General features: G+C 64.8%; 18 protein-coding genes. 11 read left to right on the top strand and 7 right to left on the bottom strand.

Annotation, left to right across the window (positions count from 1 at the left end; translation table 11 throughout):
- Positions 1 to 47 precede the first annotated feature (47 nt).
- The 7 genes from FJ988_RS08260 (at position 48) to msuE (ending at position 7,143) form a co-directional block, all read left to right on the top strand.
- Positions 48 to 962 carry an ABC transporter ATP-binding protein gene (locus tag FJ988_RS08260; RefSeq protein ID WP_140816321.1) on the top strand — a complete coding sequence of 305 codons (915 nt, stop codon included), beginning with the start codon at positions 48 to 50 and terminating at the stop codon, positions 960 to 962.
- A complete protein-coding gene (locus tag FJ988_RS08255) occupies positions 962 to 1,858 on the top strand; it encodes a branched-chain amino acid ABC transporter permease (RefSeq protein WP_181183476.1) in 897 nt (298 codons plus the stop codon). Before FJ988_RS08260 ends, FJ988_RS08255 begins: the two co-directional genes overlap by 1 nt.
- Positions 1,859 to 1,861: 3 nt before the next feature.
- Positions 1,862 to 2,917, top strand: a complete 1,056-nt coding sequence (locus FJ988_RS08250; RefSeq protein WP_140816317.1) for a branched-chain amino acid ABC transporter permease — start codon at positions 1,862 to 1,864, stop codon at positions 2,915 to 2,917.
- A gap of 93 nt (positions 2,918 to 3,010) precedes the next feature.
- On the top strand, positions 3,011 to 4,351 hold the full coding sequence (locus tag FJ988_RS08245) for an ABC transporter substrate-binding protein (RefSeq protein WP_140816315.1): 1,341 nt from the start codon (positions 3,011 to 3,013) through the stop codon (positions 4,349 to 4,351).
- A gap of 67 nt (positions 4,352 to 4,418) precedes the next feature.
- A complete protein-coding gene (locus FJ988_RS08240; RefSeq protein WP_140816313.1) occupies positions 4,419 to 5,210 on the top strand; it encodes an ABC transporter ATP-binding protein in 792 nt (263 codons plus the stop codon).
- 23 nt (positions 5,211 to 5,233) lie between these two features.
- The gene (locus FJ988_RS08235) at positions 5,234 to 6,481 is read left to right on the top strand and encodes an SfnB family sulfur acquisition oxidoreductase (protein WP_140816311.1); all 1,248 of its coding nucleotides are present in this window, start codon (positions 5,234 to 5,236) and stop codon (positions 6,479 to 6,481) included.
- Positions 6,482 to 6,582: 101 nt separating this feature from the next.
- Positions 6,583 to 7,143 carry an FMN reductase gene (gene msuE, locus FJ988_RS08230; RefSeq protein WP_140816309.1) on the top strand — a complete coding sequence of 187 codons (561 nt, stop codon included), beginning with the start codon at positions 6,583 to 6,585 and terminating at the stop codon, positions 7,141 to 7,143.
- Between the two features lie 19 nt (positions 7,144 to 7,162).
- Here msuE and FJ988_RS08225 read toward each other — a convergent pair whose 3' ends face one another.
- Genes FJ988_RS08225 through FJ988_RS08205 form a run of 5 tightly spaced genes read right to left on the bottom strand, consistent with a single transcriptional unit; the run spans position 7,163 to position 12,431 of the window.
- Entirely contained in the window at positions 7,163 to 8,269 is a 1,107-nt protein-coding gene (locus FJ988_RS08225) for an SAM-dependent methyltransferase (RefSeq protein ID WP_140816307.1), read from the bottom strand.
- 12 nt (positions 8,270 to 8,281) lie between these two features.
- A complete protein-coding gene (locus FJ988_RS08220; protein WP_140816305.1) occupies positions 8,282 to 8,863 on the bottom strand; it encodes a DUF3726 domain-containing protein in 582 nt (193 codons plus the stop codon).
- Positions 8,860 to 10,506: a hypothetical protein gene (locus FJ988_RS08215; protein WP_140816303.1), complete on the bottom strand. Its 1,647-nt coding sequence runs from the start codon at positions 10,504 to 10,506 to the stop codon at positions 8,860 to 8,862. Before FJ988_RS08215 ends, FJ988_RS08220 begins: the two co-directional genes overlap by 4 nt.
- Complete coding sequence (locus FJ988_RS08210) at positions 10,503 to 11,507, bottom strand: Ldh family oxidoreductase (protein ID WP_140816301.1); 1,005 nt, start codon at positions 11,505 to 11,507, stop codon at positions 10,503 to 10,505. The genes FJ988_RS08215 and FJ988_RS08210 overlap by 4 nt, the downstream gene beginning before the upstream one ends.
- A 15-nt stretch (positions 11,508 to 11,522) precedes the next feature.
- Positions 11,523 to 12,431 carry a LysR family transcriptional regulator gene (locus tag FJ988_RS08205; RefSeq protein WP_140816299.1) on the bottom strand — a complete coding sequence of 303 codons (909 nt, stop codon included), beginning with the start codon at positions 12,429 to 12,431 and terminating at the stop codon, positions 11,523 to 11,525.
- Positions 12,432 to 12,531: 100 nt separating this feature from the next.
- On the opposite strand from FJ988_RS08205, the gene FJ988_RS08200 reads away from it, so the two are divergent.
- The 3 genes from FJ988_RS08200 (at position 12,532) to FJ988_RS30785 (ending at position 15,576) form a co-directional block, all read left to right on the top strand.
- Positions 12,532 to 13,980 carry an aldehyde dehydrogenase family protein gene (locus FJ988_RS08200; protein ID WP_140816297.1) on the top strand — a complete coding sequence of 483 codons (1,449 nt, stop codon included), beginning with the start codon at positions 12,532 to 12,534 and terminating at the stop codon, positions 13,978 to 13,980.
- Positions 13,977 to 14,954 (top strand): membrane dipeptidase, encoded by a 978-nt coding sequence (locus FJ988_RS08195; protein WP_140816295.1) that lies wholly within the window; start codon positions 13,977 to 13,979, stop codon positions 14,952 to 14,954. Before FJ988_RS08200 ends, FJ988_RS08195 begins: the two co-directional genes overlap by 4 nt.
- A 445-nt stretch (positions 14,955 to 15,399) precedes the next feature.
- Positions 15,400 to 15,576, top strand: a complete 177-nt coding sequence (locus FJ988_RS30785; RefSeq protein WP_181183462.1) for a hypothetical protein — start codon at positions 15,400 to 15,402, stop codon at positions 15,574 to 15,576.
- Positions 15,577 to 15,757: 181 nt separating this feature from the next.
- On the opposite strand, the gene FJ988_RS08190 is transcribed toward FJ988_RS30785, so the two are convergent.
- Together FJ988_RS08190 and FJ988_RS30780 are read right to left on the bottom strand one after the other, a co-directional pair.
- Positions 15,758 to 16,006 carry a hypothetical protein gene (locus FJ988_RS08190; protein WP_140816293.1) on the bottom strand — a complete coding sequence of 83 codons (249 nt, stop codon included), beginning with the start codon at positions 16,004 to 16,006 and terminating at the stop codon, positions 15,758 to 15,760.
- Between the two features lie 221 nt (positions 16,007 to 16,227).
- On the bottom strand, positions 16,228 to 16,752 hold the full coding sequence (locus FJ988_RS30780) for a hypothetical protein (RefSeq protein WP_181183461.1): 525 nt from the start codon (positions 16,750 to 16,752) through the stop codon (positions 16,228 to 16,230).
- Between the two features lie 481 nt (positions 16,753 to 17,233).
- On the opposite strand from FJ988_RS30780, the gene FJ988_RS08180 reads away from it, so the two are divergent.
- Complete coding sequence (locus FJ988_RS08180; protein WP_407067712.1) at positions 17,234 to 17,800, top strand: transglutaminase-like cysteine peptidase; 567 nt, start codon at positions 17,234 to 17,236, stop codon at positions 17,798 to 17,800.
- Positions 17,801 to 17,993 lie beyond the last annotated feature (193 nt).

The raw sequence follows: 17,993 nt of genomic DNA, 5'->3' as shown, positions 1-17,993 counted from the left end.
CGGCAACGGGCTTTCGCGCGCCACGAAAACGCCGAGGACGTCCGGAAATGCCGATCGCCAACTATGCCTTTGGAGTGGCCGAGGCTTCGGTCTATGCGCCGGAAATCCTGGCGCGCGGGCTGCCGGATGGGCAGCCGGCGCACAAGGACGGGTCGGCATCGATCGAGGCTTCGCCGGCGCTGCTTGCGCTGGAAGGCATCGGCCTGTCGTTCGGCGGTGTGGTGGCGCTGGCCGATGTCGATCTTTCGGTACGGCCGGGCGAGATACGCGCCATCATCGGGCCGAACGGCGCCGGCAAGAGCTCGCTGATCAATGTCATCAGCGGCGTCTACCGGGCCGATCGCGGCCATGTCGCGCTGCACGGCGCGCGCTATGCCCAGGTTCCGACGCAGCGTCTGGCGCGGCTGGGCGTCGCCCGCACCTTCCAGAACCTTGCTCTGTTCAAGGGCCTCGACGTGCTCGACAATGTCGCGTCGGGTCTCGCCTACAAGACGAGGTCCAACTTCGCCGGCCAGATCCTCGGGCTCGGCCGCTCGCGCCGAGAGCGGGCCGAGCAGCGCGGCCGCGCCGAACAGATCCTCGACTTCCTGCAACTGACGCACGTGCGCGACCGGCTTGCCGGCACCTTGCCATACGGGCTGCAGAAGCGGGTCGAGTTGGCGCGAGCGCTGGTCGCCGAGCCGCGGCTGCTTCTGCTCGACGAGCCGATGGCCGGCATGACGGCCGGCGAGAAGAGCGAAATGGCGGCCTATGTGCGCGCCGCGCGCGACCGCTTCGCCACCACCGTGGTGCTGATCGAGCACGATGTCGGCGTCGTCATGGGCCTTTCCGACCGCATCGCCGTGCTCGACTACGGCCGCAAGATCGCCGACGGCACGCCGGACGAGATCCGCAACGACCAGCGCGTCATCGACGCCTATCTCGGCGTCGCCTCCGAGAATGAAGAGGGGGCAGGCATATGATCGCCGACTTCGACTACCAGTTCTTCCTCGAAGTGCTGACCGGCGGGCTGCTGTCGGGCGTCATGTACTCGCTGGTCGCGATCGGCTTCGTGCTGATCTACAAGACGTCCGGCGTGCTCAACTTCGCGCAAGGGGCGCTGCTGCTCTTCGCAGCACTCACTTTCGTCAGCCTGGTCGAGCGCGGCGTGCCGTTCGCGCTGGCTCTGGCCGTCACCTTCGCGATCATGGTGGCGCTCGGCATCGGTATCGAGCGCGCGGTGCTGCGGCCGCTGACCAACAAGCCGCCGATCACGCTGTTCATGGCCACCCTCGGCCTGTCCTACATCATTGAAGGCGCGGCCCAGCTGATCTGGGGCACGCAGGTGCACGGCCTGGAGCTCGGCATCGAGGACGTGCCGCTGGAAGTCGGCGGCGTGCTGATCAGCCAGTTCGACATCTTCGCCGCCGCGGTGGCCGCAGCCATGGTGCTCTTGTTGTCGTTGTTCTTCCGCTACACCCGCATCGGCCTGAGCTTTCGCGCCGTCGCCGACGACCAGTTCGCCGCCCTTGCCGTCGGTCTCAGGCTGCCGCTGATCTGGGCAAGCGTGTGGGCCGCGGCCGGCCTCGTCGCGCTGGTGGCCGGGCTGCTCTGGGGCGCGCGTCTCGGCGTCCAGTTCTCGCTCTCGCTGGTGGTGCTGAAGGCGCTGCCGGTGCTGGTGCTCGGCGGCTTCGATTCCATCCTTGGCGCCATCGTCGGCGGGCTTCTGATCGGCGCCAGCGAGAAGCTCGCCGAGGTCTATATCGGCGACTATTTCGGTGGCGGCATCGAAAGCTGGTTCGCCTATGTCGTGGCGCTCGTCTTCCTGCTGATCCGTCCCTCCGGCCTGTTCGGCCAGAAACTCGTCGAAAGGGTCTGAGCCGTGAGCGCGATCGCAACCGACTTGTCCGCGACCGAATTGTCCAAGGGCACAAGCCTGCCAAGCTGGCTGGCGCCGCTCCTTGTCGTCAGCTTCGCCTATATCGTCGTGCCACTGGTCGGCGGGTCCTATTTGTTCGAGGCGATCCTGCTGCCTTTCCTGGCGCTCAGCCTGGCCGGCGTGGGCTTGAACATCCTTACCGGCTATGCCGGCCAGGTGTCGCTCGGCAGTGCTGCTTTTATGGCCGCCGGCGCCTTTGCCGCCTATAATTTCAACCTGCGTGTCGAGGGCCTGCCGCTCGTTGCCAGCATCGTCTTCTCCGGCATCGTCGCGGCCGCCATCGGCATCGTCTTCGGCCTGCCCAGCCTGCGGCTGCGCGGCTTTTACCTTGCAGTCTCGACGCTTGCCGCGCAGTTCTTCGTGCAATGGGCGCTGACCAAATTCAGCTGGTTCTCCAACGACTCGGCCTCCGGTGTCATCGACGCGCCAAAGCTGTTCATCGCCGGCTTCGAGTTCGACGGCGCGGTGGGCCGCTACTTGTTCGCGCTGACCGTCGTCGTCATCATCACATTCCTCGCGCACCGGCTGGTCATCTCGCAGACCGGGCGCAACTTCATCGCCATCCGGGACAATGAGACGGCGGCGCGCATCATCGGCATTCCGGTGCTGAAGACCAAGCTGCTCGCCTTCGCCATCTCGTCCTTCATCATCGGCGTTGCCGGCGTCATCTGGGCCTTCGCTTACCTCAGGACCGTCGAGCCGGCAGGCTTCGATCTCGACCGCTCGTTCCAGATCCTGTTCGTCATCATCATCGGCGGGCTCGCCTCGATCCGTGGCGCGTTTCTTGGTGCCGCGCTCATCGTCGTCTTTCCGCTGGCGCTGTCGCGCCTCGGCAGTTTCCTGCTCGGCGATGTGTTCGATTCCGGCGTGCTCGACATGAGCCAGCGCATCGTGCTCGGCGCCCTCATCATCCTCTTTCTGATCCTGGAACCGGACGGGCTGGTCGCCCTGTGGGACAGGGTCCGGAGACGGCTTCTGCTCGCCTGGCAATCGAGCTGAGCCGGCTTGGGAGCAACGCTCTCCAAGCCACTGCAGACATTCGGAAAATGAACCAGGGCAAAAACCAAAGCCCATACTGGAGTACTTCGAACCATGAGCTTCTTCACCACAGTCAAGGCGGTCGCGCTGTCGGCGGCGCTGGCGGTGTCGGTGGCCCTGCCGGCCGCCCATGCCGACGAGCAGTATTTCCCGCTGCAAAGCTATCGCGTCGGGCCTTACGCGGCCGGCGGCACCGGCTTCTTCGGCGGCTTCATCGACTATCTCAACCTGATCAACATCCGCGACGGCGGCGTCAACGGCGTCAAGCTGACCTGGGACGAGTGCGAGACCCAGTATGAGGTCGAGCGCGGCGTCGAATGCTACGAGCGGCAGAAGAGCCATGCTGGTGCTGCCGCCTGGAACCCGCTCTCGGTCGGCATCGCCTATGCCATGATCGACCGCATCACAGCCGACAAGGTGCCGCTGATCACGGTCAACCACGGCCGCACCGATTCCACCGACGGGCGCGTGTTCCCTTATGTGTTTCCGCTGCTGCTGAACCCCTACAGCGAGACGTCGGGCATCGTGAACTACATCGCCGCCAAGGAAGGCGGCATCGACAAGCTGAAGGGCAAGAAGATCGTGGTGCTCTACCATGGCTCGCCCTACGGCAAGGAGACGATACCGATCTATGAATTGCTGGCGCAGAAATACGGCTTCACCGTGCAGCAGATCGAGGTGCCGCACCCCGGCAACGAGCAGCAGTCGCAGTGGCTGACCATCCGCCGCACCAAGCCGGACTTCGTCGTCCTGCGCGGCTGGGGCGTGATGAACCCGGTGGCGCTGAAGACGGCGGTGAAGGTCGGCTATCCGGTCGACCACATCGTCGGCAATGTCTGGTCGAACTCGGAAGAGGACGTCATCCCGGCCGGCGACGCCGCCAAGGGCTACACCGCCATCACCACGCAGGCTTCGGGCAACAGCTACCCGGTGGTGCAGGAGATCGTGAAGACGGTCTACGGCGCCGGCAAGGGCAACCTCGAGGACAAGTCGCGCATCGGCTCGGTCTACCACAATCTGGGCATCGTCAACGGCATCCTGAACGTCGAGGCGATCCGCATCGCGCAGGAGAAGTTCGGCCATCGCACGCTGACCGGCGACGAAGTCCGCTGGGGCTTCGAGCACCTCAAGCTCGACCCGGCCAAGGTCGAGGCGCTCGGCGCCAAGGACCTGTTCCACTCGATCAATGTCAGCTGGGACAACCACGAAGGCGAGGGCTACGTGACCTTCCAGCAGTGGGACGGCAAGAAGTGGAACGTCGTCTCCGACTGGATCGCGCCTGACTGGGCTCTGCTGCGGCCTATCATCGAGAAGTCGGCCGAGGCCTATGCGGCCGAGAAGGGCATCAAGCTGCGCACTGCGGCCGATGCCGACGCGGTCGCCGCCACCAACTGATGGATGGAACGGGCGCCGGCTTCCGGCGCCCGGCCATCTTGCTTGCGAGAACCAGGAAAGATGCGCGATGCCGGGCAATGACGTCATCCTTGTCGTGGACGCTATCCACGCCAGCTACAACCACGCCATCACTGCGCTGCATGGCGTCAGCTTCGAGCTGAGGCGCGGCGAGATCCTGGCGCTGCTCGGAGCCAACGGCGCCGGCAAGAGCACGACGCTGAAGGCGGTCTCCAACCTGCTGCCGGCCGAGCGCGGCCAGATCAATGCTGGCACGATCCTGTTCGATGGCGGCGACGTCACCCGCCGCAAGCCGGGCGATCTGGTGCGCGCCGGGCTCGTCCAGGTGCTGGAAGGTCGCCACTGCTTCAAGAGCCTCACCGTCGAGGAGAACCTGGTTTCCGGCGGCATCGGTCGTAGCGGCCGACGCGCCGAGATCAACCAGGACCTCGAACGGGTCTACGCTTTCTTTCCGCGGCTCGCCGAGAAGCGCAAGACGCTTGCCGGCCTGACCTCAGGCGGCGAGCAGCAGATGACGGCGATCGGCCGGGCACTGATGTCGCGGCCGCGCCTGCTGGTGCTCGATGAACCGTCGATGGGGCTGGCGCCGCTGGTCGTCCAGGACATCTTCCAGGCGCTGAAGAAGCTCAACCAGGAGACCGGCCTGTCGATCCTGGTCGCCGAGCAGAACTCGGCCGTCGCGCTCAAATATGCCGACCACGCCACCGTGCTCGAAAACGGGGTCTCGGTTCTCTCGGGCGGCGCCGCCAGCCTTCGCCAGCGCGAGGATGTCCGGGCCTTCTATCTCGGGCAAAAGGCGCCGCCCGCCGCGCCGCCCAACCACCTTCATGCCGTCGTCTGAAAACAAATCCGAAGGAGAATGAAATGACTGTGTCCAACGTCAAGACCGACAAGGCCGCGGCCGCCGTGCCGCCGGTCGCCAGACCCACCGGGCCCGCGCACATCATCAAGGACGACGCCGAGGCGATTGCCGTAGCACACCGGCTGGCGGCCGAGTTCGTCAAGGAGTCCTCCAAGCGCGACCGCGAGCGGATCTGGCCGGTGGCCGAGCTCGACGCCTTCTCGCAGAGCGGCCTGTGGTCGATCAACGTGCCGAAGGCTTTCGGTGGACCGGAAGTGTCCTATGCGACCTTGGCCAAGGTGATCGAGATCATCTCGGCGGCCGATTCCTCGATCGGCCAGATCGCGCAGAACCATCTCGGCGTCGTCGCCGCCATCCGCACCAATTCCGACCCCGACCAGCAGGCGCTGCTCTTCGCCGAAGTGCTGAAGGGCACGCGCTTCGGCAACGCCTTTTCCGAGTTCGGCTCCAAGCGCGCCGTCGATTTCGAGACCAAGTTCACCGACGCCGGCGACCACGTGATCGTCAACGGCCAGAAATTCTATTCGTCGGGCGCGCTGCTCGCGCATCTGGTGCCGATCGTGGCGCTCGACGACCAGGGCCGCGCCTGGTACGCGATCGCCGATCGCGGCGCGCCGGGGCTGACGGTGATCGACGACTGGTCGAGCTTCGGCCAGCGCACGACGCTGTCGGGCACCGTCATCATCGACAACGTCAAGGTGCCGAAGACGCATCTCGTGCCCGGCTACAAGGGCTTCGACAGGCCGACCGCAGACGGCGCCATCTTCCAGATCATCCAGGTGGCGGTCGACACCGGCATCGCACAGGCGGCGATCGACGAGACGGTTCATTTCGTCAGGACCAAGAGCCGTGCCTGGGTCGACAGCGGCGTCGACAATGCCTGGGACGATCCCTACACGATCCAGGCCGTCGGCGATCTTACGCTTCGGCTGCATGCCGCGCAGGCGCTGCTGGAAAAGGCCGGCCACGCCATCGACAAGGCGGTTGCCGAGCCGTCGACCGAGACGGTGGCGCATGCGCAGATTGTCACCGCCGAGGCAAAGATCCTTTCGACCGAGATCGCCATCGCTGCGACCAACAAGCTGTTCGAGCTGGCGGGAACGCGCTCGACGCTGGCCGAGCACAATCTCGACCGGCATTGGCGCAATGCGCGCACCCACACGCTGCACGATCCGGTACGCTGGAAATATTCGATCCTCGGCAAGTATTTCCTCAACGGCGAAAATCCGCCGCTGCACGCCTGGAGCTGATCGCGGCACGCCGCGTTTCGCCGGCCTCGATCTGTCTTATCAACCAGGTGGCCCCGCCGGGTCGCCTGCCTCTCAATCCCGCAGCCATCCGGAGTCTGCCCATGTCAAACCCATCTGTCGTCGGCCTTTCCGGCAACATCACCCGCCCGTCGAAGACGCGCGCCTTCGTCGATCTCATCGTCCAGGACATCGCCAACCGGCATGGTCTGGCGGGACACACTTACGACATCGACGACGTTGGTCCGTCGCTGGGCAGTGCCAGATCGGCGCGCGATCTCGACGCCAGGGCACAGGCGATCCTGGCGCAAGTGATCGCCGCCGACGTGCTCGTCGTCGGCTCGCCGACCTACAAGGGCAGCTATACCGGCCTGTTCAAGCATTTCTTCGACCTGATCGATCCGTCGGCGCTGCGGGGCAAACCGGTGCTTTTGACGGCGACCGGCGGCGGCGAGCGCCATGCCTTGATCGTCGAGCACCAGCTCAGGCCGCTGTTCGGTTTCTTCGAGGCGTTCACGCTGCCGACGGCCATCTACGCGACCGACAAGGATTTCACCGACGGCGTGCTGCGTTCCGAGCCGATCCTGAAGCGGGCGGCGCAAGCCGTCGGCGAAGTTGCGGTTCAGCTCGGCAACCGGTCAGGCGTTCGATTGGCCGCCGAGTGAGCGCGCGGCCTTCGCTTCTCTATGATTTGACGATTTCCGTCACGCAGTGGACGTAGTCCATGCGGTGGCCTTCGGGAGCTTGCGCCACGTCGGCCTCATAGGCGCCGTAGAGATCGTCGACGATCGCGGCGCGGTCGGCCGCGGGACGCGATGGGTCGAGCGAGTTGGCAAAGACGGTCTCGGACCAGGAGCGCAACGTCGGTACATAGGCTTGGGCGAAATCCCGCGCGTTGCCATGGGTCCGGAATGCCTCGGCATAGGGGCAGGGCGTCACCATGGTGAACATCGTCTCCAGTTTCAGCCCGGCGCGCGAAACCGATGAAGCGGGATCGCGGAAGGGTGCCGCGAACTCGTCCGGCGTCTTGTAGAATTGCTGGAACGTCGCGTTGACATATTCGCTCTCGCCGATCCGCCCGGCACGCAGCAGGTCGCGCCAATGGCGCGCGAAAGAATCGAACATGTCGACCCCGGTCGTATGTCCGAGATAGCGGCCTTCTTCGTCGACGCAGAAATTGGCGAGCGCAAGCCGCCCGCCGGACCTGAGCTCGTGGGCTCTCGAAAGCAGGATCGTCTCCCAATCCAGTAGCGACTGGGCGCGAAACCGCTCGCGCTCGGCCTCGGCCGCGCCGACCGCCTGGACATGGTCGGCGATCATGCAGGGCCGCTTGCTGATCCAGTGCATGGCCGTGGCGGAGAAGCCGAAGGACAGCGAATTGTCGGGCACGATCTGGCGATAGAAGCTGGTGCCGCTGCCGAAGATATAGAGGGCAGGGGTCTCGGCCAGCGGAGCCTCAGTGGACGGTCCAAGCAACCCCTGGCTCAACCGGAACAGGGTCGAGAAATCATTGTGCGGCAGGTCGGTGTAGGTGATCGATATGGCGCGATCCGGTTCCGTCGCGCGGATGGCGCCGATCAGCCGCCGCATCATGTCCATCGAGGTGCCGCCGTCGGCGGCGCCGAAATCGGCGATGGCGAAGGGCTGGCCGTCAGCCAGCCGGGGCATCTTGGCGACGGCTCCGACGACGAGATCGCCGACCCTGTCGATGACGTATTTGGCGCCGACGGTGTTGGCCGAGTAATAACCCGCCCCGCGCATGGCGATCTTCTGGCCGTCGGCTGCGTTCATGTTTTTGTCCCCTTATTCATCGTCGACGCGGCCGCCGCCGGCGCCGCGGACACGCGAGTTCTCGCTTTCCGGTACATAGGTTCTGGCGGCGAAGGCATTCAGCGCGGCGAATGTGCGTTGGTCGATTGACCCGCGCCGGCCCGTCACCGGCCGTTCGATTCCGTCGCGGCGTTCAACGACGACATCAGCTTGAGACATCGAGAGCGTCGCCGGACGCGCGATGCGCATATCCGACCGGAGCAGCATGGCGCAGAACCAGACCGGCAGGCCGACATCGAGGATCGTCAGCGGCAACGCGTCCGCCGGAGGCGGATCGTCGAGCAGAAGGGCTGCCGTCCGGATAGGGCAGAGCGGCTTTCCGGCAGGCTTGTCGGCCTCGCCCGTGCGCCAGCGCGTCGCGCGGGCGGGATCGGGCGCGTCGAAGGATTGTGCGTTCTCGGCCAGGCTTAGCATGGCCGAGCTCCAGTCTTCGCCTGCGGCCGCGATCCGGCGCGCGGCGCGGCCGACGTCCTCGGCCAGGCCCCATGAAAATCCGGCGCCGCGAGCGGCCTTGGCGCTCAGCGTTTCCACCTCGTTGAGCGACAGCTCGATCACGCGGCTGCTCCCGCCGCCGCGATATCCTCAATCAGCGGCTCGCCGCTGAACAGCGCAATGCGCAGCCAGCGGTCCGAGCGGGGATCGAAACTGCGCGCGCCGAAGAAAGCGAGCTTGGCGCGCAAGATGTCGACCGGCCGCAATTCGGCGCCGATCAGATTGTCATGGATCTCGGCATACGGATATTTGCCGACGATCTGGGCGCGCCGCACCGCATGGCGCCATTCCGGCCGGCGCAGCAGGAAATCTGCGACGCCGCTGGATGCCGGCTCGTGCGCTAGCGCCGCTGCGAGACCCAGCGCATCGCGCGCGGTGGCCAGAGGCTGTTCGAGTTCGGCGCCGTCTTCCTCGAAGCGCTCGCCAAGCCGGGGCTCGAGCTTTTCGGCCGAGACATACCAGAAGCGCGCATTGGCGGCCGGGTCGGCGAAGTCGATATCGGCCGCCCACGAATAGCAGCTCAGAAGCGCCTGGCTGAGCGATCCGCAGGTGATGCTGCCGTCGATCGCATGTCCGGGCGTCTCGTCGGCTTTCATGGTGTCGCCGAGATCGTCGACCAAGGCGCCGTGCGGCTCGAGGATCAACGAGACACAGGCTTCCTGTCCCTCCAGCGAGAACCGCTCTTCCGCGAAGCGGTAGACCGCATCCCAGGGCTTGGGTTCCGCCAACAGTCGATCGAGGCTTTCCGCCAGCGTGTCGAGATCGGCGGCCAGCAACCGCGTCGCGGCGGCTTGACGGCTGTCGTCGCTATGCCAGCGGGCGACGCGCCGGCGCAGGTCGCCGAGAGATTTCAAGAAAGCATCTCGTTCCGCCGCACCGGTGCTCGGTTCGGCGCGCACGCGGGCCAGCGCAGTCTCGCGCGCCAGGAACCAGCTATGCGTCAGCAGCGGATGGCGCACGAGGAATGGGGCCATGCCGAGCCCCGTCGCATTGCCCACGCCCATCGCCCGGCGCAGGTCTGGCGCCAGCTTTGTGGCGCCGGCAGGATTGCGGCGACGGGCGATGTGATCGACGAGATCGAACGTGAAGGAGCGGATCAGCCAGACGGTGAGCATCTCGGCCTGGAAGGATCCGGCAAGCTCCGGCCGCAAGGCGATCTCGTCGCGGTCGGCGATGCCGAACTTGCCGTTGCCGTAGACCGCCGTGGTGCGCAGCAGATAGCCGACGCCGAGCAGTTGGTCCTCGTCCGGCTGCCGCCCCTCGGCCAACGCTGAAGCCACTTCCTCGAACAGTCGCACGCTCTTGTTGGCGCGCGCCAGCACGAGCTCGCTTCCGGTGTAGCGGCCCGCTTCCTGCAGCGGCGCATTGGCCTCCAGCCGGGCAATCTCGGCTTCATCCGGCAATCCGTCGTACAGCACGTAGCTCGTATCCCAAGCCTGCGCGATCACACGGTCCGACCGGTTCTCATCGTCAAGCGGCGTCGAGAATGCGACCAGGCTGTAGGTCCGCGCTGGCATCTCGACCGCATAGACCGCGCGCCCGAACCCGTTGTCGTCGAGATCGAACAGATGCTTGCGCACACGCCATTTCTCTCTGGTCGCACGGCGGATCAGCTGGCGCAGGAAGCTGAGCCGCGTCGGATGCGCCGCGCCGAGCCGATTAAGGCGCATGACCACCTCGGGCGGGCGCAGCGTGATCGCCGTCATGCGGCGGTCCCGGCGAGCTTTTCGAGTGTGGCGAGCGTTTCCGCAGCCACCTCGATGCCTTCGCTGGCGTTGCGCTGGCGCGCATCGAAACGCCTTGTGCCTGGAAGCCTCGCCTCGCCGACGAAGGCGCCGGCGACAGTCTCCAGATTGCCCGCGAACGCGCCCGCCGAAGTCGCGTCGGGCGAGATCGCCAGGAAGAACTGGCCGGTTCCAGGCGGCCCTCCGGCAGTGCCGGAGAAGGGGCTGGCGACAAGCCCGGGATTGGCGCCGGTGAGGCACGCCGCAAAGATCTCCACCAGCAGCGCGGAGCCGACGCCTTTATAGCCGCCCGCCGGCGCCATCGTGCCCTTCAAGGCTTCGCCGGCGTCGGTGGTGGTCTCGCCATCGGCGTCGAAGGCCCAGCCGGGCGGGATCGGTTCGCCGGCTCTGGCCCGCTTGATGACTTCGCTCTTGGCGACGACACTGGCGCTCTGGTCGATGACGAAGCGCGCGCCGCCCTGTCCGTCGGGGACCGCCAGCGACCATGGATTGGTGCCGACGGCTGCCTTGCGCCCACCCCAGGGCGCGATCGAGGCCGGCGCGTTGGTGAAGCCCAGGCCGACCAGGCCTTCTAGGGCGATGCGTTCGGTGTGGTAACCCAGCGCGCCGCAATTGTAGGAATTGCGGATAGCTAAAGCCGCGACGCCTTGCGAGCGTGCCGCTTCGACGAGCGGCGGCAGGCCGGCGGCGATGGCCGCATGGGCAAAGCCGTTGCCTGCATCGACGGCGACGACCGCCGGAGCCGGCCGTGTCAGGCGCGGCTCGGCCGCCCCCAGAACCTTGCCGCAAGTCAGATGCTCGCAATAGGTCGGCAGATACATCAGGCCGTGCGATTTCAGGCCATCGCGCTCGGCCGCCGCGATGCCGGCGGCGAGCGCCCGGGCCTGCGCCTCGCTGGCGCCGTGGCGCATGAGTGCTGTGCAGGCGAGCGTTTCGATCCGGCTTTGGGTCAGGCGTGTCATCCGGTCACCCGCCAATCATGCCGTCGCATAGCCGAACTCTCTCTCGCCGGCCTGCGTCTGCTCACGAATGCATTCGATGAACCGCAGCGATGCCGGCTGCAGGCTGCGGCCTTCCTTGGCGATCCAGCCGACGGTGCGGCTCGATCGCGGATCGGCAAGCGGCACAAAACGAATGTCGTTGCTGCACTTCCAGCGGCAAAGCCGGGGCAGAATGGTGACGCCGAGCCCGGCCTCCACCATCGCCAAATTGGAGCTGACATTGGTCGCGGTCAGTTTCGAGCCGGCGGCCAAAGCCTCGACCTCGGCAATGCCGAGCGCTTCGGCAGCGCCGTTTTGGATGAAGCTCTCACGCGTTAGTTGCGACCATTTCAGCGGGTGCTTCGATTTCGCCAGGGGATGATCGACCGGGCAGACGAAATCGAGCGGCTCGTGGAAAAGGGGCTCGAAAGTGAGCTGCGGCCGTTTGCCGGCGAGCACGCAGAGGCCGACCTCGACTACGCCGTTTTCGACCGCATCGACGATGGCGCTGGAATCGCTGTCGCGGACATGGATGTCGAAGTTGCCGCCTTCGCTGCGCAACTGGGCGACGGCGCGCGGCAGCAAGGTCACGGCGACAGAAGGCACGCTGGCGACGTCGCAGCGGCCCTGGCGGTCCGCCGCATAGCTGGTCATTGCCAGGCAGGCGCGATCATAGTGTGCGATCATGGCGCGCGCCTCGTCGAGCACGATGCGGCCGACCGGTGAAAGCGCGCCTTTGCGCTCGCTCTCGAACAGCGGCGCGCCGATGTCGTCCTCGAGCTGCTTCAAGGTCATCGACACGGCCGAGGGCGTACGGCCGATCTGATCGGCCGCGGCGCGCACGCCGCCGGTTTCGCAGACCGCGACGAAGCTGCGCATGCCGGTCAGGCTGAGGGTTTTGGTCACTGTTAAGCTTGCCTGAACATTCGTACCGAAAATTGAGCTTGATTGAAGTTCACAGCATTGCTTAGGTCGTTGTCAACCGAATTGATGCGGGTCGAGCAACATGCTGAACGGTCAGAACTTCATTGCGGGCGAATGGCGCGACGGCGCCGACTGGGTCGAGGACATCAATCCATCGGATGTGACAGATGTCGTCGGGCGCTTCGCCCAGGCGCGGCCGTCCGACATCCATGACGCCGCTGGGGCGGCGCAGATCGCGCAGCGGCAATGGGCGGCGGCCGGGCTCGAATCCAGAGCCGGCGTGCTCGACGCCATAGGGCGCGAACTGATGGAGCGCTCGAAGGAGCTTGGCGAACTGCTATCGCGCGAGGAGGGCAAGACCCTTCCCGAAGGCGTCGGCGAGGTTTTTCGCGCCGGACAATTCTTCACCTATTTCGCCGCCGAGGCGCTGCGCAATCTCGGCGCCTCGGCCGAGTCCGTGCGGGCCGGCGTCGATGTGTTGATCGAGCGCGAGCCGCTCGGCGTGATCGCGATCATCTCGCCCTGGAACTTCCCCATCGCCACCGCGTCGTGGAAGATCGCGCCGGCGCTGGCCTTCGGCAATGCCGTGGTCTGGAAGCCGGCCAGCGCCACGCCGGCCAGCGCCTGGGCGCTGACCGAGATCATCAGCCGTCAAGCGATACCGAAAGGCCTGTTCAATCTAGTGATGGGATCAGGCTCGACGATCGGTCGCGAGCTCGCCGCCAACGCCGATATACAAGGCCTGAGCTTCACCGGCTCCGGCGCTGTCGGTTCCGGCATCGCGGCGATGGCCGCGGCGCGCTTTGTGAAGCTGCAGCTCGAAATGGGATCGAAGAACCCGTTCGTGGTCATGGACGACGCCGATCTCGACCGCGCGGTCGACCTTGCCGTCAACGGCGCCTTCGGCGGTTCGGGCCAGAAATGCACTGCGTCCTCTCGATTGATTGTCCATCGTCCGGTGCATGATGCCTTCGTCGAAAAGCTGCTGGCGAAAACCAAAGCATTGAAGGTCGGCCATGCCCTGGAAGCCGGGGTCCAGATGGGGCCGGTGGTGAGCGCCGAGCAACTCGCCGCCAATCTCGACTATGTGGCGCTCGGCAGAAGCGAAGGCGCCGAGCTTGCGACGGGCGGCGAGGCGCTCGAGCTTGTGCATCGAGGGCACTACATGGCACCCGCCGTGTTCCTCAACGGGGGCTCGCGCATGCGCATCAACCAGGAGGAGATGTTCGCACCGATCACCTGCGTCATTCCTGCCGGTGATCTCGACGAGGCGATCCTGCTGGCCAACGACACGCCTTACGGCCTGACGGCCGGCATCGCCACGCGTTCGCTGGCGCGCGCCACCAAATTCCGCCACGCTTCGCGCTCGGGCTGCGTCATGGTCAACCTCGCCACCGCCGGCACCGATTATCACGTGCCGTTCGGCGGCGTGCGGGCTTCCAGCTACGGGCCGCGCGAGCAGGGGCGTTCGGCGGTCGAGTTCTACACGCAGGTGAAGACGTCCTACATCCATGCGGGCGCGGCCGAATGACCGCCGGCGCGCAGCAGGTGCTCATCGACGGGCTGCAATATTGCAACTGGTCGCGCGAGATCTTCCAACAGATGCGCCAGGGCGGGCTGACTGCGGTGCACGCCACGGTCGGCTATCACGAGGGTTTCCGCGAGACGGTGCGGCATCTGGTGGATTGGCGCACACGCTTTCGCGACAATGAGGACCTGATCCTTCTGGCGCGCGATGCCGGCGACATCGAGCGGGCGCGGGCCTCGAACCGCACGGCCATTTTCCTCGGCCTGCAGAACCCGATGCCGATAGAGGACGACATCGGGCTGATCGAAATGCTGTTCGATCTCGGCATCCGTTTCATGCAGCTCACCTACAACAACCAGTCGCTGCTCGGCTGCGGCTGGATGGAGCAGGAAGACAGCGGCATAACGCGGATGGGCCGCGAGGCGATCGCCGAGATGAACCGTCTCGGCATGATCATCGACCTGTCGCATGCGGGCGAGCGGACGGCGCTGGAGGCGATCGCGCTGTCGCAAAAGCCGGTGGTCATCAGCCACGCCAATCCGCGCTGGCTCCGCGATAGCGGCCGCAATGTTTCCAGGAGTGTCCTTGAGGCTTTGCGCGAAAAGCATGGCCTGCTCGGACTTTCGCTTTATCCGCTGCACCTTCCGAACGGCTCGGAAACGACACTCGATCAGTTCGGCAGCATGGCCGCGCAAGCATCTGAAATCATAGGAGCGGAGCATCTCGGCATCGGCTCGGATCTTTGCCAGGACCAGCCCGACGGCGTCGTACGCTGGATGCGTGAGGGCCGCTGGACCCGTCAGATACAAACGGCGGCCAGCTTCCCGGCGCAAACGTCCTGGTTCAGGTCGAACCTGGATTTTCCGGGACTCGCGGAGGGCCTTATCGCGGCGGGCTTCGGCGGGGCCGAAACCTCCCTTGTGCTGGGCGGCGCCTGGCTTCGTTTCATAACGGCCAGCTTGCCTTCCGCGCAGTGACAGGGCTCCAGGAGATTCATCCGCCATACAATAAAAAAGGCGGACCGGGGGACACCGAGTCCGCCTTTGCCTGCCGACGGGCTTCGGGGGAGAAGGGTTCGGCAGACATCCGTAACTTCAGCGGTGTTGGAATTTCCGTTGAGGCCGGTGCATAGAATAGTGAACCCGATCGGCCTTCCATTCAATTAGCTCGATAGGCCCTAGCTCGATCTGCCTAATCAAGCCGCCAAGTGATCGGCGGTTCTTGTGGCATGCGACATGCATGAAACAAAGAGTAGAAGCGCGGGTTGCTTGGCTCGTTTCAACGCGGCGCGCTTTTCTGCGGAGACTTGTGTCAAATCGGGAGATCGATCCGGTAACTTATGTTGCCTCCTTCACAGTCAACGACACGATCTCGTTACATAAGCGAGCGACCTTAGAGTCCTGGGAGCAGGGGGAAGTGAAGATGACGTACAAAACAGTCCAAGAGACCCTTCGCGCGGCGGGTATCGTCATGAGCAAGAAGGGCGACATCCACAGGATAAACTTCTTCGGCGGACTGGAGAACACCGCGCACTACGCCTCGAGCCTCAAAGAGGCGTTGGAAAAGGGGCTGGCAATGGCCAGGCCGAAACGCGCGTAAAAGCGTTGGTCGCATCGTCCGAATAGATGCGATGCGTTCTTCGAGCGAGAGCCAGGGAGTTTCGCCGGTTCACGGAAACGGCGAACCGCTCTATCTCTTAGCTTTAAGCAACTCCGGATGGAAGACCGCGGCGAAGTCACCGAGCCAAACTGCTCGCGCTTTCGCAGGAATTTGCTCTAGACTAGTTCAGACGAGACGCACAACGAACCGACTCCACCAAGTCGAGCAGTTCGTCCCAGTAGGATGTGATGTCCTGGCCGAGACCGGCTCCGTAGGACAGCAGCGAAAACTGCTCCGCCAGCTCGGCTTGCAAACGCAGGGCTTCATCCGGATCGGCAATCGAGGTGGTGGCCATCACGGCCAGATCACGACACCTGGCCTGGGTCTCGAAGCCGAGACCGCCAGCGATCACACCGAGTTCAAGCATCATCGATACGAGTCGCACAAGCCCCCTCCGGCAATCTGCGCAACAAAAGGCAGCCGAAATCAAGCATAGTCGATCAAAAATGGAAAGCCCCTTTTTGTAGGATCCACATGATCGACGATGTTCACAACCTCGTGAAGATGGTGGTTTCTCCAAAGAATACTGCACTGGAAAGTTGTGCTGAAATAGAAACGCGAAAAACGATAGGTCTCTACATTCGGCGATTCTTACTTGCCGGATTGGAACGGATGGTGGGCGTTGCGCCTTGGCCTTAGCCCGAACGTTCTCAAAATCGCGGCGCACCCGCGGATCGAGCCCGAGCGCATGGTTTTGAGTGCATGCAGCGCTGAACTCACTTGGTTAAGCGCCACGACAAAGATGGGCGCCACTGGTGCGCCCATCCTTGACCGGTTTGCTGGTCGTGCGATTGCCTCAACCGCCGCCGCCAGAGCCACCAGAGCCGCCTGAGCCACCAGAGCCGCCAGAGCCGCCGGCGCCGCCAGAGCCGCCAGAGCCACCAGAGCCGGAGCCACCAGAGCCGGAGCCGCCAGAGCTGCCACCGCCGCCGGAGCCGCCGTCTCCGCCAGAGCCGCCGCTGCCGCCGTCTCCGCCACCGCCGCTGCCACCGTCTCCGCCGGAACCGCCGCCGTTTCCGCCGCCGCCATTGCCATCGCCGCCACCGTTACCGTCGCCGCCGCCGTTACCATCGCCGCCGCCGTCACCGTCGCTGCTCGTACCACCGCCGTTGCCACCTTTTCCGCCGTTGCCGCCGCCGTTGCTGGCGATCACGGACGCGATAAGGGCTGTGGTGATTGGCGGGCACATTGCGATTTGTGCGCGCGACAGGATGCTCGAACGGTTACTGGCGATGCAGCAAAGCGCGTAGTTGGATTCCGTCAGCGGCTGGCATTGCGCGGCTGTCATCCGCGGCCTTACGCTGCTTTGCGCCGATGCAGGTGTTGCGAGATTCACCGCTACAAGAGCGGTCGATACCAGAAAAATTGCGCGAGTCCCGCTCGCGCGGGTTGGGTACAGGTGCATTTCTTCCTCCAAAGAAGGGAAAAAAGGCGCTCCCGTCCCCAAACTGGGCGCTATGTCAAAGTTTCCGACCATCGGAAACAATTTGTTAAGCATACAGAGTTTTAGAATCTGTGCAAATGCTAATGCCGAGGGTTGATTTACTCGTCTGCATGAAGATCATCGGTGCCAGCTAATTCGAGCTAACTCGAGGGGATGATCGTGATCCGTTTCGTGGTGCTTGCCGCCGCGGCGCTTGTCTTGGCCGGCTGCAGCGAAACCGTGCTACATTCCGGCAGCTCGGCGATGGCCACGTCGGGTTATGCCTTCGCACCACCCGCCGCTCGCACGTTCTGCGCCAGGCAGCCGAGATTCTGCAGCCCGAGCGGACATGTCAGGGAGGTGAAGCTTACGGATCGGCGCATGGCGGACCTGCGGGCCGTGAACAGCTCTGTCAATGCAAGGGTAAGCGAACGCAACGACTCTTCGGCCGGTCTGGGCGACGATTGGCGCATCGCCGGCAAGCAGGGCGATTGCGAGGACATCGCGATCCTGAAGAAAAGCGAACTGATGAAACGCGGCTGGCCCGCCTCGGCCCTGCTGCTGACGGTGGTTACGTTGGGCGGAGCCGGCCATACGGTGCTCACCGTCCGCACCGACAAAGGCGATCTGATACTGGACAACCGGACCGGCGCCATCAGGAACTGGTCGCAGACGTCCTACCGCTATTTTGCCCGCCAGTCCCAATCCCAACGCGGCAAGTGGGTGCGGATCGAGTCCTGAGGGGTCGGCCGGCTGCAATTTTTAGCCGGCGGGATTTGCTGCTCGTTTCGCCATTTCCTCACAATCCTTGGCCCGACCTATCAATCCTTTACCCAAGCTCTCAATCCTTTGATTGTCTTGTCACAACTTTCGTCCGCATGGGATCATCGGGACGATGACTTGGCGTCGCGGGGCGGGGGAGAATAGCCGACAT

This window comes from Mesorhizobium sp. CU3, assembly GCF_006442965.1.
Lineage (GTDB): Bacteria > Pseudomonadota > Alphaproteobacteria > Rhizobiales > Rhizobiaceae > Mesorhizobium.
Note: the sequence above shows the minus strand (reverse complement) of the source record. Positions and strands in the feature narration are given on the sequence as shown.

Bases quoted from the DNA above. Each gene is read 5' to 3' on its own strand.
- FJ988_RS08260 (WP_140816321.1), top strand. From the start codon at position 48: ATGCCGATCGCCAACTATGCCTTTGGAGTGGCCGAGGCTTCGGTCTAT.
- FJ988_RS08245 (WP_140816315.1), top strand. From the start codon at position 3,011: ATGAGCTTCTTCACCACAGTCAAGGCGGTCGCGCTGTCGGCGGCGCTG.
- FJ988_RS08240 (WP_140816313.1), top strand. From the start codon at position 4,419: ATGCCGGGCAATGACGTCATCCTTGTCGTGGACGCTATCCACGCCAGC.
- FJ988_RS08235 (WP_140816311.1), top strand. From the start codon at position 5,234: ATGACTGTGTCCAACGTCAAGACCGACAAGGCCGCGGCCGCCGTGCCG.
- msuE (WP_140816309.1), top strand. From the start codon at position 6,583: ATGTCAAACCCATCTGTCGTCGGCCTTTCCGGCAACATCACCCGCCCG.
- FJ988_RS08225 (WP_140816307.1), bottom strand. From the start codon at position 8,269: ATGAACGCAGCCGACGGCCAGAAGATCGCCATGCGCGGGGCGGGTTAT.
- FJ988_RS08215 (WP_140816303.1), bottom strand. From the start codon at position 10,506: ATGACGGCGATCACGCTGCGCCCGCCCGAGGTGGTCATGCGCCTTAAT.
- FJ988_RS08210 (WP_140816301.1), bottom strand. From the start codon at position 11,507: ATGACACGCCTGACCCAAAGCCGGATCGAAACGCTCGCCTGCACAGCA.
- FJ988_RS08200 (WP_140816297.1), top strand. From the start codon at position 12,532: ATGCTGAACGGTCAGAACTTCATTGCGGGCGAATGGCGCGACGGCGCC.
- FJ988_RS08195 (WP_140816295.1), top strand. From the start codon at position 13,977: ATGACCGCCGGCGCGCAGCAGGTGCTCATCGACGGGCTGCAATATTGC.
- FJ988_RS30785 (WP_181183462.1), top strand. From the start codon at position 15,400: ATGACGTACAAAACAGTCCAAGAGACCCTTCGCGCGGCGGGTATCGTC.
- FJ988_RS08190 (WP_140816293.1), bottom strand. From the start codon at position 16,006: ATGATGCTTGAACTCGGTGTGATCGCTGGCGGTCTCGGCTTCGAGACC.
- FJ988_RS08180 (WP_407067712.1), top strand. From the start codon at position 17,234: ATGATCGTGATCCGTTTCGTGGTGCTTGCCGCCGCGGCGCTTGTCTTG.